At 62.8% G+C, this 16,647-nt stretch carries 16 protein-coding genes and 1 tRNA gene; 8 read left to right on the top strand and 9 right to left on the bottom strand.

Features of this window, described 5'->3' with window-relative positions; translation table 11 throughout:
* Nucleotides 1–11 precede the first annotated feature (11 nt).
* The 4 genes from BMZ70_RS15920 to BMZ70_RS15905 all read left to right on the top strand — a co-directional run bounded on the left by BMZ70_RS15920 (nt 12) and on the right by BMZ70_RS15905 (nt 4,151).
* Nucleotides 12–1,250 carry an epoxide hydrolase family protein gene (locus BMZ70_RS15920; protein ID WP_092276216.1) on the top strand — a complete coding sequence of 413 codons (1,239 nt, stop codon included), beginning with the start codon at nt 12–14 and terminating at the stop codon, nt 1,248–1,250.
* A gap of 10 nt (nt 1,251–1,260) precedes the next feature.
* A complete protein-coding gene (locus tag BMZ70_RS15915) occupies nt 1,261–2,283 on the top strand; it encodes a zinc-binding dehydrogenase (protein ID WP_092276213.1) in 1,023 nt (340 codons plus the stop codon).
* Nucleotides 2,284–2,376: 93 nt separating this feature from the next.
* Nucleotides 2,377–2,790: a DUF305 domain-containing protein gene (locus BMZ70_RS15910; protein WP_092276211.1), complete on the top strand. Its 414-nt coding sequence runs from the start codon at nt 2,377–2,379 to the stop codon at nt 2,788–2,790.
* Nucleotides 2,787–4,151 (top strand): YncE family protein, encoded by a 1,365-nt coding sequence (locus BMZ70_RS15905; protein WP_092276208.1) that lies wholly within the window; start codon nt 2,787–2,789, stop codon nt 4,149–4,151. Before BMZ70_RS15910 ends, BMZ70_RS15905 begins: the two co-directional genes overlap by 4 nt.
* 54 nt (nt 4,152–4,205) lie before the next feature.
* On the opposite strand, the gene BMZ70_RS15900 is transcribed toward BMZ70_RS15905, so the two are convergent.
* Entirely contained in the window at nt 4,206–4,853 is a 648-nt protein-coding gene (locus BMZ70_RS15900) for an alternative oxidase (protein ID WP_092276206.1), read from the bottom strand.
* A gap of 72 nt (nt 4,854–4,925) precedes the next feature.
* Complete coding sequence (locus BMZ70_RS15895) at nt 4,926–5,207, bottom strand: TehB family protein (RefSeq protein ID WP_092276203.1); 282 nt, start codon at nt 5,205–5,207, stop codon at nt 4,926–4,928.
* A 196-nt stretch (nt 5,208–5,403) separates the two neighbouring features.
* Between BMZ70_RS15895 and BMZ70_RS15890 the strand changes: the two genes are divergently transcribed.
* On the top strand, nt 5,404–6,120 hold the full coding sequence (locus tag BMZ70_RS15890; RefSeq protein WP_092277900.1) for an SDR family NAD(P)-dependent oxidoreductase: 717 nt from the start codon (nt 5,404–5,406) through the stop codon (nt 6,118–6,120).
* A gap of 2 nt (nt 6,121–6,122) precedes the next feature.
* The gene (locus tag BMZ70_RS28880) at nt 6,123–7,049 is read left to right on the top strand and encodes a VOC family protein (RefSeq protein ID WP_229205423.1); all 927 of its coding nucleotides are present in this window, start codon (nt 6,123–6,125) and stop codon (nt 7,047–7,049) included.
* Between the two features lie 84 nt (nt 7,050–7,133).
* Here the strand turns inward: BMZ70_RS28880 and BMZ70_RS15880 are convergent.
* Nucleotides 7,134–7,218: transfer RNA gene (locus BMZ70_RS15880), tRNA-Leu, on the bottom strand.
* A 156-nt stretch (nt 7,219–7,374) separates the two neighbouring features.
* On the opposite strand from BMZ70_RS15880, the gene BMZ70_RS15875 reads away from it, so the two are divergent.
* The gene (locus tag BMZ70_RS15875; protein ID WP_092276200.1) at nt 7,375–9,336 is read left to right on the top strand and encodes an APC family permease; all 1,962 of its coding nucleotides are present in this window, start codon (nt 7,375–7,377) and stop codon (nt 9,334–9,336) included.
* On the opposite strand, the gene BMZ70_RS15870 is transcribed toward BMZ70_RS15875, so the two are convergent.
* On the bottom strand, nt 9,242–11,212 hold the full coding sequence (locus tag BMZ70_RS15870) for an AAA family ATPase (RefSeq protein WP_092277896.1): 1,971 nt from the start codon (nt 11,210–11,212) through the stop codon (nt 9,242–9,244). The genes BMZ70_RS15875 and BMZ70_RS15870 overlap by 95 nt on opposite strands.
* Before the next feature lie 385 nt (nt 11,213–11,597).
* Between BMZ70_RS15870 and BMZ70_RS15865 the strand changes: the two genes are divergently transcribed.
* Nucleotides 11,598–11,990 carry a hypothetical protein gene (locus BMZ70_RS15865; RefSeq protein WP_092276197.1) on the top strand — a complete coding sequence of 131 codons (393 nt, stop codon included), beginning with the start codon at nt 11,598–11,600 and terminating at the stop codon, nt 11,988–11,990.
* 2 nt (nt 11,991–11,992) lie between these two features.
* Here the strand turns inward: BMZ70_RS15865 and BMZ70_RS15860 are convergent, their stop codons facing one another.
* From BMZ70_RS15860 to BMZ70_RS15840, 5 genes are all read right to left on the bottom strand, one after another.
* Nucleotides 11,993–13,729 (bottom strand): ArnT family glycosyltransferase, encoded by a 1,737-nt coding sequence (locus tag BMZ70_RS15860; protein ID WP_092276195.1) that lies wholly within the window; start codon nt 13,727–13,729, stop codon nt 11,993–11,995.
* 101 nt (nt 13,730–13,830) lie between these two features.
* Nucleotides 13,831–14,100 carry a type B 50S ribosomal protein L31 gene (locus BMZ70_RS15855; protein WP_092276192.1) on the bottom strand — a complete coding sequence of 90 codons (270 nt, stop codon included), beginning with the start codon at nt 14,098–14,100 and terminating at the stop codon, nt 13,831–13,833.
* Between the two features lie 245 nt (nt 14,101–14,345).
* Nucleotides 14,346–15,608 carry a transcription termination factor Rho gene (gene rho / locus BMZ70_RS15850; RefSeq protein WP_092276188.1) on the bottom strand — a complete coding sequence of 421 codons (1,263 nt, stop codon included), beginning with the start codon at nt 15,606–15,608 and terminating at the stop codon, nt 14,346–14,348.
* A gap of 120 nt (nt 15,609–15,728) precedes the next feature.
* Nucleotides 15,729–16,055, bottom strand: a complete 327-nt coding sequence (gene trxA, locus BMZ70_RS15845) for a thioredoxin TrxA (protein WP_090182984.1) — start codon at nt 16,053–16,055, stop codon at nt 15,729–15,731.
* 195 nt (nt 16,056–16,250) lie between these two features.
* Nucleotides 16,251–16,646, bottom strand: a complete 396-nt coding sequence (locus tag BMZ70_RS15840) for a response regulator (RefSeq protein WP_092276185.1) — start codon at nt 16,644–16,646, stop codon at nt 16,251–16,253.
* Nucleotide 16,647: the final 1 nt, after the last annotated feature.

Genomic DNA, 16,647 nt, shown 5'->3' with positions numbered 1-16,647 from the left:
AGGAGAACACCATGCAAGCATCTATCATCCAGCCGGCGCGCCGCGCGTTCTTGGCTGGCAAACCATCGGCCGCGCGCCGTGCCGCGCCGCAGGGCCTGATCCTGCCGCCGGCCAGCGCCGCCATCACACCGTTCCGCGCCGAAGCGCCGCAAGCGCTGCTCGACGACCTCAAGCTGCGCCTGTCGATGACGCGCTGGCCGGACCGCGAAACCGGCACCGGCTGGTCGCAGGGCGTGCCGCTGCAGCGCATGAAGGCGCTGGTGCAGCACTGGCAACAGCGCTATGACTGGCGCCGCGCCGAGGCCAAACTCAACGCCTTCCCGCAATTCCGCACCGAGATCGACGGTCTCGGCATCCACTTCCTGCATGTGCGCTCGAAGCATGAGAACGCGCTGCCGCTGATCCTGACACACGGCTGGCCGGGCTCGGTGTTCGAGTTCCTGAAAGTGATCGGCCCGCTGGTTGATCCGACCGCGCACGGCGGCAAGGCCGAGGACGCCTTCCACGTGGTGGTGCCGTCGCTGCCCGGCTTCGGTTTTTCCGACAAGCCGGCCGAGAAAGGCTGGAACGTGGTGCGCATCGCCAAGGCTTGGGGCACGCTGATGGCGCGCCTCGGCTACAGCAAATGGGCGGCGCAGGGCGGCGACTGGGGCGCCGGCGTGACCACCGCGCTGGGCCACATCAAGCCGGCCGGGCTGGCTGGCATTCATCTGAACTGGCAGTTCGTGTTCCCGGAAAAAATGCCGGCCACACTGTCGCCCGACGAGCAGCGCGCGGTCGATGGCGTCGGCCGTTTCCTCAGCGGCGAGTATGGCTACTTCAACGAGCAAGCGACCCGGCCGCAAACCGTCGGCGAGGTGCTGAGCTCGACGCCGGTGGGCCAGGCCGCATGGATTTACGAAAAGTTTCAGGCCTGGACCGACAACGGCGGCGACGTCGAGAACGTGCTGACGCGCGATGAAATGCTGGACGATATTTCGCTGTACTGGCTGACCAATACCGCCGCCTCGTCCGCGCGCATCTATTGGGAAAATTCGCCGTCCAGTTTTTCCGGGGGCCGGCTGGACTTGCCGGTGGCGGTCAGCGTGTTTCCGAAAGAGATCTACCGCGCGCCGCGCTCGTGGGCCGAGGCGACCTATCCGCAAATGATTTACTGGAACGAAGTCGAACGCGGCGGCCACTTTGCCGCCTTCGAGCAGCCGGCCCTGTTCGTGGCCGAACTGCGCACCGGCTTTGCCAAGCTGCGTTAAGGAGAACCCGATGCGCAGCGTGATTTATCACCAGTATGGCGAGCCGTCCGTGGTACTGCACCTGACCGAAGTGCCCGAACTGCCGGCCCCGGCCGAAGGCGAGGTGCTGATCCGCGTGCGCAGCCGGCCGGTGCATCCCGGCGATCTGATCGGCATTCGCGGCCGCTACCGTGCGCCGGGCAATAACGCGCCGGTCGGACCGGACGGCGCGCGGCCGGGCTTTGAAGGCGTGGGCGTGATTGAAGCGGTCGGCGCCGGCATCGATCCGGCGCGGGGCCTGACGCCTGGCGCTCGCGTGGCGTTCTTCCCGGCCCGCTGGGCCTGGAGCGACAGGGTGCTGGCGCCGGCGCGCTTCGTCACGCCCATTCCGGACGACGTGCCGGATGCCGTGGCGGCGCAATTGCACGTGGCGCCGCTGACTGCAGCGTTGCTGCTGCGTGCGGCACAGGAGGCAGGCGCGCAGCGCGGCGATGTGATTGCCTTGTCCGCAGCGGGCGGCTTGGTGGCCCGCGTGACGGCGCGCCTGCTGCTGGACGCCGGCTACCAGCCGCTGGGCGTGGTGCGTTCGGAGCAGGCGGCCGCCGCCTTGTCGCAGCAAACGCCGCAGATGGAATTTCTCAGCACCGAGCAGGCCGACTGGGCGAGAAAAATCTTCCCGCTTACCAAGGGCCGTCCGGTCAAGGTGGTGCTGGATGCGGTGGGCGGCAAGGTGGCCAGCACGCTGGCCGCGCTGCTGGCCGATGGCGGCGCCCTGATTTCCTACGGTGACCTGTCGGCGACGCCGCTGGAATTGCCGGCACTGTCTTTTTCCACGCGCGGCATCAGCATCCGTGGGGTGTCGGTGGGCCGCTGGCCGGCGCTGCCGGACGCGGTGCGCGCCGCCGACCTGGCGATGGCGATCTCGCTGGCGCAGTCGGCGCCGGACATCTTCCGCGTGGCGGCCGAATACGGCCTGGCGGCGGTGGGCGAGGCCGTGCAGCACGCCGAGCGCGCCGGCAAGGATGGCGCGGTACTGCTGACGGAGCTCCGGTAAAGCGGAGCATGACAAAGCTGTCATTTCTGCGTCATGTTGTTGTCAGCAACGGCTGCTTACACTGAAAGTTTCCAATCACCCCAAGGAGAATATATGCCCCACCGTACAGCGGCCGCCTGGCTGCGGCTCGGCATGGCTGCATGGGCCTGTGTCGCCGTGCAGGCCGGCGCGCAGGAACATCACCATATGAACGCGCCGCCAGCGGCCAACCCTCCGGCGTTTGTCGCCAGCACCGCCAAGCCGTTCGGCAAGCTGATGGACGACGCCATGAACGTGATGGATGCCGGCATGATGGCGGCGCCCATGAACGGCGTCGCCGAACACGACTTTGTGACCATGATGATGCCGCACCACCAAGGCGCTATCGACATGGCCAAGGCCGTGCTGCTCTACACCCAGGATCCTGAAATCCGCAACCTGGCGCTCGGCATCATCGCCGAGCAGCAGAACGAAATCAAAGTCATGCAGGCCTGGCTGCAACGTCAACAGAAGGAAAAGACCCAATGAAAAAACCACTCGCACTCATCACCGGCATGTTGATGGTCACTGCCGCCGTGGCGGCGCCGTCGCCGCTCGACCGTGTTTACACCGCCGATCAAAACAGTAATACTGTTTCCGTGTTCAGCCCGGTAAGCAATACCCTGCTGGGCCAGATCAAGCTGGGCAATGTACGTCCCGACGTGCTGTCGCCGCTGTATCGCGGCGAGACCAATGTGCACGGCATGGGCTTTTCGCCCGACCATAAAACGCTGCTGGTGATTTCCAACGCCTCCAACTCGGTGACCTTCATCGACACCGCCACCAATCAGGTCAAAGGCAAGACTTATGTGGGGCGCTCGCCGCACGAGGGCTTCTTTACCGCCGACGGCAAGGAAGTGTGGGTGGTGGTGCGCGGCGAGGACTATATCTCGGTGATCGATCCACTCACCTTCAAAGAAACCCGCCGCATTCAAACGGCGATCGGCCCCGGCATGGTGCAGTTCATGCCGGACGGGAAGCTGGCGTTTGCCGTATCCAGCTTCACGCCGGAGGTGGATGTGATCGATGTCGCCTCGCACACCATCATCAAGCGCATCAGCGTGGTCAGCCCGTTCTCGCCGTTCCTGCAGTTCACGCCGGACTTCAGCGAAATGTGGATGACCCACAAGGACGTGGGCAAGGTCACCCGCATCAGCACCCGCACGCTGGAAGTGACCGGTATGATCGATACCGGCCTGATTAGCAACCACCTGGCGTTCGCCAAGGTCGGCAACGAGGTGCGCGCCTACGTCACCATCGGCGGCGAGAACCTGGTCAAGGTCTACAGCACCGGCCCGCAAGCGCAATTGTTGGCCAGCATTCCGACCGGCGCCTTGCCGCACGGCGCCTGGACGTCCGATGACAATTCGCGCGTCTACATCGGCCTGGAAAACGGCGACGGCGTGCAGGCCATCGATACCGCCACCAACAAGGTGGTGGCCACCATCGGCGGCGGGCAGGGGCCGCAAGCGCTGGTGTATCTGTCGAACGTGGCCAAGTCGGCCGATGACCGCAGCAACCTGGTGCCGCGTGTGAACCAGGACTCGCACAACATCCAGCTCAAGCCGCTGTCCGGCAACAGCACCGGCTTTATCGTGGTGCGCAACCTGGGCGTGATCGACGCCATCGAAGCGTTCCTGTACCGCCTGAAACCGGACACCCAGTACGATATTTTCGTGAGCAGCCAGGCGGCGCCGATCGGCAGCTTCCGCACCAATGCGATGGGCATGGCCAACGGCACCATGATCGGTCCGGTGCGCGCCAGCGCCGGCAGCGATGCCGCGCCGCGCAGCGAAACCGTGACGGTGAAGGAAGCCGGCGGCGCGGCCGTGCTGGCTAGTTCGAATTAAGCAGCGGCGGGCACTCCCTACAGCAGACGCTGGAGGGATTTAACCTCCGCACGCTTATGCGCCCTGGCGGACTTCCACCGGGGTGAGGGCATCGGCGAATTGGTGGTTGACATCGCGGTGCCCCATTTCGTCCTGACGCACGGCCAGCACCACCTCACGCAGGCGGGCGTTGGCAGGCAGGTGCCAGTACGCAATCGCGATGTCGGGCGCCGCGACATTTTCAACGCGTCCGGCATCAATCTCCGCCAGGTACAGGGTGTAGCTGATCACGGCCTGTTCTTCAAAATACCCAACCAGGCGGTGCGCGGTTCTTGGCGAGGTCAGATACAGCAGGAAGAATGCGATAAAGAACAGCGCCTGGACCGTCAGAATGACCAGACGCTCAAACCAGTTCGGCTTCGCAATCTGCACGAAGGTCATCAAGTGCATGCGCTCATTTTCCGCTTCGTCGAGCAGGGTGCGGATCCAGCCGTGGTCCTCGACCATCCAGCGCAAGCAACGCAGGTGAACCAGCATGCCGCCGACCATGCCGGGCACCGCCGCCACTGTCTCCAGCACGATCGCCCGGTTGCCATAGCGTTTGGCAAAGAAAGTGTCTGCGAAAAAGCGCAGCGTCAGCGTCAGCCCAAGCGCAATATGGTCCGAAAAGTTGCGGGCAGTGCGATGGTCATCCAGCGGTTTGGTTTTGTTCAGCGCATCCATTTTTAGCTCCTTTAAATATGTATTCAGAATACTACTTTAAGTTTGACGAGTCAAGGATGCATGAAATTGGTTCTAGCGGTGGAAGTCGACCTGGAAGCGTACCGGGCCAACTACGGCCACCTCATGCTTCACCTGCGGTTCGACGACGCCGAAGTTCGATGGCGTCAGCAAAACCTCTTCAAACGGGTGGCGTTCATCGGTGATGCGGTAGAGCAGGGAGCCTTCGAGAATCGTGATGCGGCCCCAGACACCGTCGGCCGTGGTGTGACTACGTTGCAGCGCAGCCGGTACGGTTTCCTCAGTGAAGACCGCAGTGCTTTTGTAGTGCGTGACGTCTGGAGGAATAGTTTTCACGGCAGGCCCTCGAAAGAATATGGTTGATAATCGATTATCACACACCGTATTCCAGCCGATCAGACCCAAAGGATGGAAGAGCATTGGAAATTATTGTGCACGTACATGGATAGTGATTCCACTTTCTCCTAATTTACACAGCCGACTGCACAAAATACACTTCACTCCATCAACTAACCCAACACGAAGGAGTGACATCATGAGCAAGCTTCAAGGCAAAGTAGCAGTGGTTACCGGCGGCACCAGCGGCATCGGCCTGGCCACCGCCCAGCGTTTCGCAGCGGAAGGCGCGCGCGTCTTCATCACCGGCCGCCGCCAGGCCGAGCTGGACAAAGCCGCCGCCGGCATCCCGAACGCCACCGGCATCCAGGCCGACTCGTCGAGCAGCGCCGACCTGAAACGCCTGTTTGAAACCATCAAGGAAAAAGCCGGCCGCATCGACGTGCTGTACGTGAACGCCGGCGGCGGTTCGATGGCCCCGCTGGGCGCCATCACCGAAGAGCACTTCGACGACGCTTTCGACCGCAACGTCAAAGGCCTGACCTTCACCGTGCAAAGCGCACTGCCGCTGCTGGAAAAGGGCGCTTCCGTGATCCTGACCAGCTCCACCGCCGGCGTGGTCGGCACCCCGGCCTTCAGCATCTACAGCGCCAGCAAGGCCGCCGTGCGCAACCTGGCGCGCAGCTGGATCCTGGACGTGAAAGTTTCTTTTTTGCCGGGCCTGGTGGAACTGGCTGGCGACGACGCGGCCGCCCAACAAGGCCTGCTGGACTACCTGGCATCGCAAGTACCGCTGGGCCGCGTCGGCCAGCCGGATGAAGTGGCCAAGGCAGTGGTGTTCCTGGCATCGGACGACGCCAGCTTCGTCAACGGCACCGAACTGTTCGTCGACGGCGGCCTGGCCCAGGTGTAATCATGAAAAAACTCATCACTATCGGGGCCATGCTGATCGCGTCGCTGGCCCAGGCGCAGCAGGGCACTGATGTCGAGGCCGCCCAGCAGTTGGTCAACCGTCACTTCGAAATCTGGAATGACGCCAACGCCGCACATTGGGCAGCGAAGATGCCGCAGGTGTATACCAAGGATGTGGTCATGGCGGATTATGGCGGCGTGGCCACCGGCTACGCCGACATCACCCGCCTGATCCAGCGCGTGCAAGGTGACCATCCTGGTTTCTCGTTCAAACCGGGGCCGGTCGCACTGAATCACGGCATTGGCCGTGTGACCTGGAGCTTTGGACCGAAGGATAATCCGGAGCAGATTCATGGCGAAGACATCTTCACCATCAAGAACGGCCGGCTGGCCAGCCTGAATGTGTTCCTCGACAAGGTGGGCGGCCCGCTGCGCCCGGCCGGTGTCAGCACTCCCGGCATCGACCACGTCGGCATCAACGTGCCGGACCTGAAGCAGGCGGAGGCGTTTCTGGTGTCGACCTTCGGCTGCGAACCGGTGACGCAGATCGGTCCGTTCAACATGGCGCCGCGTGCCGACAGCGTGACGCTGGCGATGGTCCGCTGCGGCAACGGCGCCAACATCGAGCTGTTCGAGTATAAAAATTCGCGTGGCAGCAGCGTGATGCCGAAGAGCGAAGACATCGGCGCCTCGCACATCGCGTTCTACACCGATGATGTGCAAGCCGGCGTGGCCTACCTGAAGTCGCAAGGCATCACCGTGCTGGGCGAGCCGATGACCATGACCAGCGGCGACACGGAAGGGGAGACCTGGGTGCACTTCCTGTCGCCTTGGGGATCGGAGATGGAACTGGTGGGCTACCCCAACGGCAAAGGCTACGAGAAAAATTCGAAGGCCAGGCTATGGAATGCTAAACGTCCCGCGCAGTAAGCGGTAACAAGACAACAAAAAACCCGCCGTCATAAAAGATGGGCGGGTTTTTAATTTTTACTGCTGCGCTTGAATACAAACTGTTGGTGCCCCGGGCCGGAATCGAACCGGCACGCCTTGCGGCGGCGGATTTTGAGTCCGCTGCGTCTACCAATTCCACCACCGAGGCAGGTGTATTGCAATGCGACCCGCATTATCACCGATTTGCAACCCTACCGCAACCCTATCTCCAATTTTTACAAACGAACAAGTTTTTCTGCCCGCGCGAAGCAGGTATCATCTTGCTTACCGCCAGACTTTGCCGGCCTCCCCGGCACCGAGACGCATGAAAAATAATAAGATTCGCGAGATTATCCTGGGTAAGCCGCTCGATCCGCTGAAGAGCGAGACCCGCCACTCGATGGCGCTGGTCGCTTTCCTGGCCTGGGTCGGCCTCGGCGCCGACGGCCTGTCCTCTTCCGCCTACGGTCCCGAGGAAACCTTCCGCGCGCTGGGCGGCCACACTCATCTCGGCCTGTACATGGCGATCGCCACCGCCGCCACGGTGTTCATCATCGCATTGGCCTACAACCAGGTGATCGAGCTGTTCCCGACCGGTGGCGGCGGCTATCGCGTGGCGACCAAGCTGGTGGGCCCGTACATGGGCCTGATCTCGGGCTGCGCGCTGATCCTCGATTATGTGCTGACGATTGCGATTTCCATCGCCTCCGGCGTCGATGCGCTGGCGTCGTTCCTGCCGCTCGGCTTCCAGCCCTACAAGCTATGGGCCGAGGTGTTTTTCATCGGACTGCTGATTGTGATGAATTTGCGCGGCCTGAAGGAGGCGATTCAGATCCTGCTGCCGATTTTCCTCGGCTTCGTGGTCACGCACCTGGTGCTGATTGTTTACGGCATCTTCGCGCACGCTTCGCATTTGCCGGAGCTGGTGCCGACCACGCTGTCCGAGACCACCGACCTGGCCAGCCATATCGGCTGGGTCGGCGTGGCGGGCATGCTGTTGCTGGCGTATTCGCAGGGCGGCGGTACTTATACCGGCCTGGAGGCGGTGTCCAACAACGTCAACCTGCTGGCCGAGCCGCGCGTGCGCACCGGCAAGGTGACGATGCTGTACATGGCTTTGTCGCTGGCGTTCACGGCGGGCGGCATCATTCTGCTGTATCTGCTGTGGGATGCGCAGCCGGTGCCGGGCGAGACCTTGAATGCATCGACCTTCAAGACCATCATCGCCAGCATGGGCCTGGGCGGCGAGGTGGTGAACCAGATGCTACTGGTGGTGGTGCTGGCGTTTGAAGCCGGACTGCTGTTCGTGGCCGCGAATACCGGTTTCCTTGGCGGCCCGTCGGTGCTGTCGAATATGGCGGCCGATTCGTGGGTGCCGCACAAATTCCGCTATCTCTCCACGCGGCTGGTGACGCAGAACGGTATCCTGGTGATGGGCTTTGCCGCACTGGCCATCCTGTGGTGGACCGGCGGCAGCGTGACCTTGCTGGTAGTGCTGTATTCGATTTCGGTGTTCCTGACGTTTGCCATTTCGCTGTTCGGGTTGGTGCTGTACTGGTCGCGCAATCGCAAGAAGGGCACGCAGTGGAAGCGGCGCTGGCTGCTGTCGGCGATCGGCTTTGTGATTTGCGCCGGGATTCTGGTGGTGCTGCTGATCGAGAAGTTCACGGCGGGCGGTTGGACCACGGCGGCCATCATTGCGGCGATGGCGGCGTTTTGCTTCTATATCCGCAAGCACTACCGCGAAACCAAGCAGGCGATTCATTCGGTGGACGAGGTGTTCGCCAGCCAGCCGTTCGGCCAGAACGTGGAACCGATAGAGCCGGATCCGGATGCGCAGACGGCGGTGTTCATTGTCGGCACGTCGCGCGGCGGCGGCTTGCATGCTCTGCTGTGGGTGCAGCGCATGTTCCCGAATCACTTCAAGAATTTCCTGTTCGTGAATGCGCGCACGGTCGATTCACATGCCTACGGCGGCGAGGGCGCGCTGGAGCAGATGCGCAGCGAGGCGGCTGAGACGCTGGAGTTCTTCGTCGATTTCTGCCACAGCCACAATATGGCGGCTTCGTCCTATCTGGGCTTCGGCACGGATGCGGTGGAGGAGGTGACGCGGCTGTGCGAGGAGATCAGCCGCGAGTTCCCGCATGCGATTTTCTTCACGAGCAAACTGATCTTCGCTTCCGACAACTGGTTCACGCGCTTGCTGCACAATCAGGCGGCGCTGGCGGCGCAACGCCGTCTGCACCTGGAAGGCTTGCAGATGGTGATCCTGCCGATGAAGGTGTAAGCCGTTCATCGAGCAGCGCGAAGATGGCGTCTTTGGAGAGGACGTATTGGTCCATCAGCACGCCTTTCAGTTGCTCGATGTGGTCGCGGTAGTCGGCGATCGCTCCCAGCGTGTAGCTGTAGAGTTCGTCGGCTTTGGCTTCTACCTGGTCGAGGCCGGCATCGGGGCTTTTGAAGCGGCTGTGGTCGATCTTCGAACGTGAGTACATCGACAGTTTGTTGACCATCAGGTCCAGCATGGCGGTGGCTTTTTCGATGTCGTTCTGGCTGCCCACCGAGATGCCGCGCGGGCCGTAGAACAGTTCTTCCGCCGCCACCCCGCCATACAGCTGGATCACGTCGCGTTCCAGTTCTTCCAGCGTGCGCAAGGCAACGTCGTCCGAGGCCGACAGCACGTAGCCCAGCGCGCCCAGCTTGGACACCGACTCGGTCGAAATCTTCAGCAGCGGCGAGCGCTCTTTCACTTCCGCCAGCGACAAACCCTCGCGCAGCCACGGATCGATCTGCATGAAGAAGTGTCCCAGCTCGTGCAAGGCCACGCGTTCGCGCTGCCGCGTTTTTTCGGCCGTGGTGGCGCGGTCGGTCAGGCCGATGGTGGCGCGTTCAAAGGCGCGGAACATCAGCTCGGTGTTGATGGTTTTACCTTCCTGGATGGCCAGCATGCTGGCCCGCTCCACCACCGTCTGCAGCAGCGCCGGGCTGAGGTTGGCGGTGATCTCGGCCACGTGGTCGAGTTGTAAATCGTCCCAGTCGACACAGCCTTCGGCCTTGCGCGCCAAAAATGCGTGCAGCAGTTCGCGCCGCTCGCCCTTGTTCGGCAGGCGGAAGTTGATCTTGACCGAGAAGCGCCGCAGCATGGCTTCATCCATGCGCGAGGAGGCATCGTCGAAGTTGGACGCCACCACCCAGATCACGCCTTCGCCCTTGTCGCTGCGCACGCCGTCGAGCAAGCCCAGCAGGGTGTTGGCGGTGTCGTCTTCCCATTTCTTTTCGCCACGCCCACGCGGCATGAACAAGCCCTGCGCCTCGTCGAGGAAGATGATGCACTTGCCGCGCGCGCAGGCCTTGCGGTGCAGCGCATGCAGGGCTTTCGAGCCGCCGCCGATGTAGCCCGATTCCAGCGCCGAGGCCGACGCCTGGATCAGCGGAATGTCCAGCCGCTTGGCCAGGTAGCCGGCCAGCTTGGTCTTGCCGGTGCCGGCCGGGCCGGTCAGCATGACGTTGAACGGTTTGTCGATCGCGTGCTCTTTATACAAGGCGCGGTTGCGGATCATGTCTTCCAGGTGCAGCACTTCCTGCTTGATATCGTCCATGCCGATCAGGTCGTCCATGCTGCCGCCCAGCTGGTCCGGCGTCAGCACGGTGGCGTTGGCGCCGCTGCCGGGCAGGGCTTGCTTGAGCAGGAATAGCGCCAGCCCCAGCAGCACGATATCGATCGCATGGCGGGCCAGGAAGGCGCCCGCGCGCGCCAGCTTGCTGTCGTCCTCGTCGCGCATCACGGCCTTGTGCGAGGCCAGGAAATCGTCGCGCGCGATGGCGTAGGGGATGTTGTTGCGCAGCAGGACTTCGCGCTCCAGGCTCAGGTGGGTGGTGCCCGGCACCTTGACCACGTACAGCTTGTCATCCTGCTTGAGCTTGATGATGTAGCGCGGCGCATCCGACAGCGGCGCCGCCACCAGCAGGTATTCCAGCTGGGCGCGCTTGGCCGGCAGCGCCGTGATCTGGGCGATGTCCTGGGTGTGCAGCACCGGGCTGCTGTCCTGCTGCACCTCGGCGCGCAGGCCCAGCAGGATGGCCACGCTGAGGCTCAAGGCCAGCAGGGCGGCGCGCACATAGTTGTTGCGCAGGGCGGATTGAAGTTTGTACAAAGTGAGCATGATGCCATCCAAAGGCATGCTGCCGGGGCCAGGCGCGGGGGTGGGGCGCAGCAGCCGGGGCCGCCATGACCGGCGGCGCAAAGCGGGGCGCGGCCGGATAAGGTTTAAATGCTGCCGTACGGCAATGCATTCAATGCGCAACTATAGCTGCTGCGGCGGCTTTTGTATCACGTGGTGCCTAAAAAAAGCGCAACGCGCAACACCGGGCGTCCTGTCACCGTTTATTCCGGGTTTTTTGCAGCTGGTGTGCGTGCTTTGACCGCTCGTCGCATGGGCAAGATCTTGGACGCGGGCTTTGTTAATCTGTACACGTCTGCCGCTGAATTGGAGATTGCAGCGGTGGCGCCCGGTAATTTTCCAGCATCTACAACTTACGGAGCACACCATGAAAACGATCCTCGCCGGCGTCGCAGCCGCGCTCGCCCTGTCGACCCTGTCCCTCGCCTACGCTGACGATATGAGCGTGCAAATCACGCAGCGTTCGCCGCAGCGTTACTACCTGCAGGAGTACGACTTCCACGATTTCAAGGGCACATTCCTGCTGGAGAACGGCCAGGAAATCACCTTCAGCTCGCGCATGAACCACTATTACACCCAGCTGGGCAACGGTGAGCGGACGCGCATCTATGCCGTCTCGCCGACCGCCTTTGTGACGGAGAATGGCGCCCGCGTCGAATTCACCGATAAGGGTGAGACCGTCGGCATCGCCAATTTCGGCAAGCTGCCGGGGGCCGGCAAGCTGGCGTCGGGCGACGCCATCGTGATGGCGCGCCGCTAAGCTTATTTGCTGTCCGCGTCGGCGCGGCGGAACAGGCGGAAGCGTTCCTCGCGGTCGGCCGGACGGCGGCCTTCCCACAGCAGCACCCATTGCTTGCCCCGGTACTGCGGCGCGATCTCGCGGTCGTCGCGCACCCGGGTGCTGTCTTGCAGCAGCAGCAGGTCGCAGCGGCCGCCTTCCACGCCGGCAAACGGCAGCTCGGCGTAGTAGGCGAATGAGGCGCGCTGGGCGGCGCCGACATTGGTTTCGATGCAGCCGGCCTTGGCCGGCAGCTTGTCGGCGATCTGGCGCGCCACGCTGGCGTAGCTCTTGCTGTAATTGACGTCCGGCAGGAACAGGGTCATCAGCAGGATCCAGATCAGGATCAGGCCGCCCGACGACAACACCACGGCGCGCCACAGCACCGCCGGCTGGCGCGAGATGCGCCAGTACACCAGCACAAACCAGCCCAAGGTGGCGGCCAGCGCCACGAAGAAGGCGGCCCAGCCCAGTTCCGGGTGGAAGCCGGGCACCAGCTTGAGCGCGTTCCTGGCGGCCTGCGCCGGCCAGCCGGTCAGCTTGGCGATCCAGAAGATCCAGATCACGGCCGCGCACAGCGTCAGCGCCATCACCGAGAACCAGTCGATGGCGTTGATGGCGCCGCGCTTGACGGTCAGCAGGCCGAACGCGGCCATCACCGCCAGCGGCGGCAGCAGCACCAGCAACTGGCCCTGTTCAGGTTGCGGATGGCACAGGGTCAGCAGCACGCCCATCACCACGAAGGCCAGCGGCACCACGATGTGCAGCACGCCGCGCTGGCGGCGCCAGGCCCAGATGGCCCAGGCGGCAAACGGCCAGGCCGGCCAGAAGAACCACACCCCGACACGGAAGAAGAATTTGATGGTCGGCCAGCTTGGCCACGCCAGCTGCAGCCAGTTCCAGCCCAGCCACGCATGCATCGGCTGCTGGTGGTAGGGCGCCAGCAGCTGGGCCGGCACCAGCCACAGCGCGGTGACGGCGCCGCCGACGGCGATCATGGCGCCAAGGTCGCGCATGGCGCGGATGGCCGGCTGGGCCAGGAAGCGGGTGCAGGCGAACAGGGCCAGCATCAGGCACACCGGCGTGACCCAGCCACGGGTCAGGGTCAGCAGGCCGATCGCCAGGCCGCTCAGGGCGGCGTTGCGCAGCGACGGCTTTTCCACGTAGCGCACGGTGCGGTACAGCAGGAAGGCGGTCATGGCCACCTGCAGCGCTTCGGGCGTGGTTTCATGGCTGTGCAGCAGCAGACCGAGGCAGCCGAGGTAGATCAGGACGGCGGCGTCGGCCAGGGTGCGACCGAAGTCGTCCGGCTCGGGCTGGCCGCCGAAGGCCAGCCGCAGCGGCTGCGCATCTTGCCGGCGGCCGAGGTGATAGGTGGCGTACCACAGCGACAGCACGCCCAGCAGGAACACCGCCACGGTGCCCACGCGCGCGGCCAGCACGTCGCCCATCAGCCAGCCGAAGGCCTTGATGCCGAGCGCGCCCAGCCAGAACGCCAGCGGGCCTTCGTCCGGCCACGACAGGCCGGCCACATTCGGCCACAGCCAGTCTTGCCAGCTGCCGTGCGCCATCGTCCACATGATGCCGAAACTGGCGGCATCGTCGTTCTTCCACGGGTCGCGCCCGATCAGGCCGGGCAGGATGTACAACAGGCCGAGGGCGTACAGCGCCCAGCGCGGCAAGGCCAAGGTGGCGGCGGCAGGAAGACGGACTGGCTTCATCGATGGTGTGTTTTTATGAGTAGAACCGGAGTATGCAGGAAAACTGCACGGCAAACAAAAAAAGCAGCCAGAGGCTGCTTTTTTTATCGAAGCGGCTGAAATTAGCCTGCAGCGACGGCGGTTTTCGAACCGACGGTACCGAACTTCTGGCGGAATTTCTCAACGCGGCCAGCGGTGTCGACGATTTTGTGTTTGCCGGTGTAGAACGGGTGCGATTCAGCCGAAACCTCGATCTTCACCAGTGGGTAGTCTTTACCGTTGTGGTTGATGGTTTCGCGGGTGCCGATGGTCGAACGGGTGATGAATTTGAAGTCGCACGACAGGTCGTGGAAAACAACTTCGCGGTATTCTGGGTGACCTTCTGGTTTCATTTTGTAGCCTCGGTTAGTTTGGTAGCCAAACAGCACTTCGTCGGTCTAACCTACTTCATGACCCGATTGCCGCTCACTTGCCAGATTTAAAAATAATGCGATCGGCGATTATACGCCCGTAAACGCAAACAGGCAACCGGGGTTGCCTGTTTGTTATCGTCATTCCGGCGTAGGCCGGAATCCATGCTGAGCCTGATGGCCCGCGTTCTATGGGTACCGGCCTGCGCCGGTACGACGGGCGGAGCTTAGCCGCCTCGGCGCATCATGTCGAAGAACTCGGTGTTGTTCTTCGTCGCGCGCATCTTGTCGAGGATGAACTCCATCGCCTCGATCTCGTCCATCGAGTACAGCAGCTTGCGCAGGATCCAGATCTTCTGCAGCTGGTCCGGCTTGATCAGCAGTTCTTCGCGGCGGGTGCCCGATTTGTTCAGGTTGATCGCCGGGTAGACGCGTTTCTCGGCCAGGCGGCGCTCCAGGTGCACCTCCATATTGCCGGTACCCTTGAATTCTTCGTAGATCACGTCGTCCATGCGCGAGCCGGTTTCGATCAGCGCGGTGGCGACGATGGTCAGCGAGCCGCCTTCTTCGACGTTACGGGCGGCGCCGAAGAAGCGCTTCGGACGTTGCAGCGCGTTGGCGTCCACACCACCGGTCAGCACCTTGCCCGAAGCCGGGATCACGGTGTTGTAGGCGCGCGCCAGGCGGGTGATCGAGTCCAGCAGGATGACCACGTCTTTTTTCATTTCGACCAGGCGCTTGGCTTTTTCCAGCACCATCTCGGCGACCTGCACGTGGCGGGTGGCCGGTTCGTCGAAGGTCGAGGCCACGACTTCGCCGCGCACCGAACGCTGCATCTCGGTAACCTCTTCCGGACGTTCGTCGATCAGCAGCACGATCAGGGTGACGTCAGGGTGGTTCGAGGTGATCGCGTGGGCGATGTGCTGCAGCATGACCGATTTACCGGACTTCGGCGACGCCACCAGCAGGCCGCGCTGGCCCTTGCCGATCGGCGAGATCAGGTCGACGATACGGCCGGTGATGTTCTCGGTGCCGTTGATGTCGCGTTCCAGGCGCAGCGGCTCGTTCGGGTGCAGCGGCGTCAGATTCTCAAACAGGATGCGGTGTTTCGAGGCTTCCGGCGATTCGCCGTTGACCTTGTCGACCTTGACCAGCGCGAAATAGCGCTCGCCGTCTTTCGGGGTGCGCACTTCGCCTTCGATCGAGTCGCCGGTGTGCAGGTTGAAGCGGCGGATCTGCGACGGCGAAATGTAGATGTCGTCGGTCGACGCCATGTAGCTGGCGTCCGGCGAGCGCAGGAAGCCAAAGCCGTCCGGCAGCACTTCCAGGGCGCCATCGCCGAAGATTTGCTCGCCCGATTTGGCGCGTTTTTTCAGGATCGCGAACATCAACTCTTGCTTGCGCAGGCGCGCCGCATTGTCGATATCGAGTCCGATGGCCATTTCCAACAACGCCGAAACGTGTAAGGCCTTCAATTCAGATAGATGCATATTGTTTGAGTATCCCGCGACGGGAAAGTAAAGGTAGGGGAGGGGACTACGTGGGTTGTCTCGTTTTATTCAGCGGCGCCGCGAGCGCGGCGCCGCTGGTACAACTGGCGATATCTTATCTTAGATATTGCTGTCGATGAAAGAGGTCAGCTGGCCTTTTGCCATTGCGCCAACCTTTTGAGCGGCGGCGACGCCGTTCTTGAACAGGATCAGGGTCGGGATGCCACGGATGCCGAACTTGGCTGGCACAGCCTGGTTCGAGTCCACGTCCATCTTGGCGATCTGGATCTTGCCTTCGTATTCTTTTGCTACTTCTTCCAGGATTGGGGCGATGCTCTTGCAAGGGCCGCACCATTCGGCCCAGAAGTCCACCAGCACTGGGCGGTCGGATTTCAGCACGTCGGCGTCAAAGGATGCATCGGTAATGTGTTTGATATTTTCGCTCATATTTTCCTCAATCGAGGTGATGTAAGTAATAACGCCTGGGGACGGGCCTCAAACGCTGCCATGAGCAGCAGTTGGGTGCCATTTGCACGATTTCAATGTCTCGGGGGGGATGGCAACAAGGTCGGCAGGCGAGGGATGGCGTAAATAATAACCCATTTTTTAAAAATGTGCGGTTGTTTGTCGCAACCCTCTAAACTATTTACCAAGATTGCTGGGAATGGCCGCCGCCGCGCGCTGCAGCAGGGCGGCCAGGGTGTCGATGCTCATCGGCTTGGCGCAGGCGTCGAGGATGGCCAGGCCCTGGGCTTCGGCCAGCCGGGCGGCGGTCTTCAGCACCGCGCCGTCGACCCCGGACAGCAGCGCCACGCCGCCCTGGTATTGCTGGGCGGCGGCCAGGCGCAGGAAGTCAATGCCGTCCATCACCGGCATCGACAGGTCGCAGATGACCAGCTGCGGCGGCCGCAGGCGCAGTTCGATCAGGGCGCGGCGGCCGTCGGTCTCGCGCACCACGGTGTGCTCGCCCAGGCCGGAGATCATGTCGGCCAGGATGTCCAGCATAAAAGGGTCGTCGTCCAGCAGTAGTATCCGCATC

The organism is Duganella sp. CF402 (assembly GCF_900109645.1).
Taxonomy (GTDB): Bacteria; Pseudomonadota; Gammaproteobacteria; order Burkholderiales; family Burkholderiaceae_D; genus Rugamonas.
The sequence above is the reverse complement of the archived record's forward strand: the minus strand, read 5'-3'. Positions and strand labels throughout refer to the sequence as shown.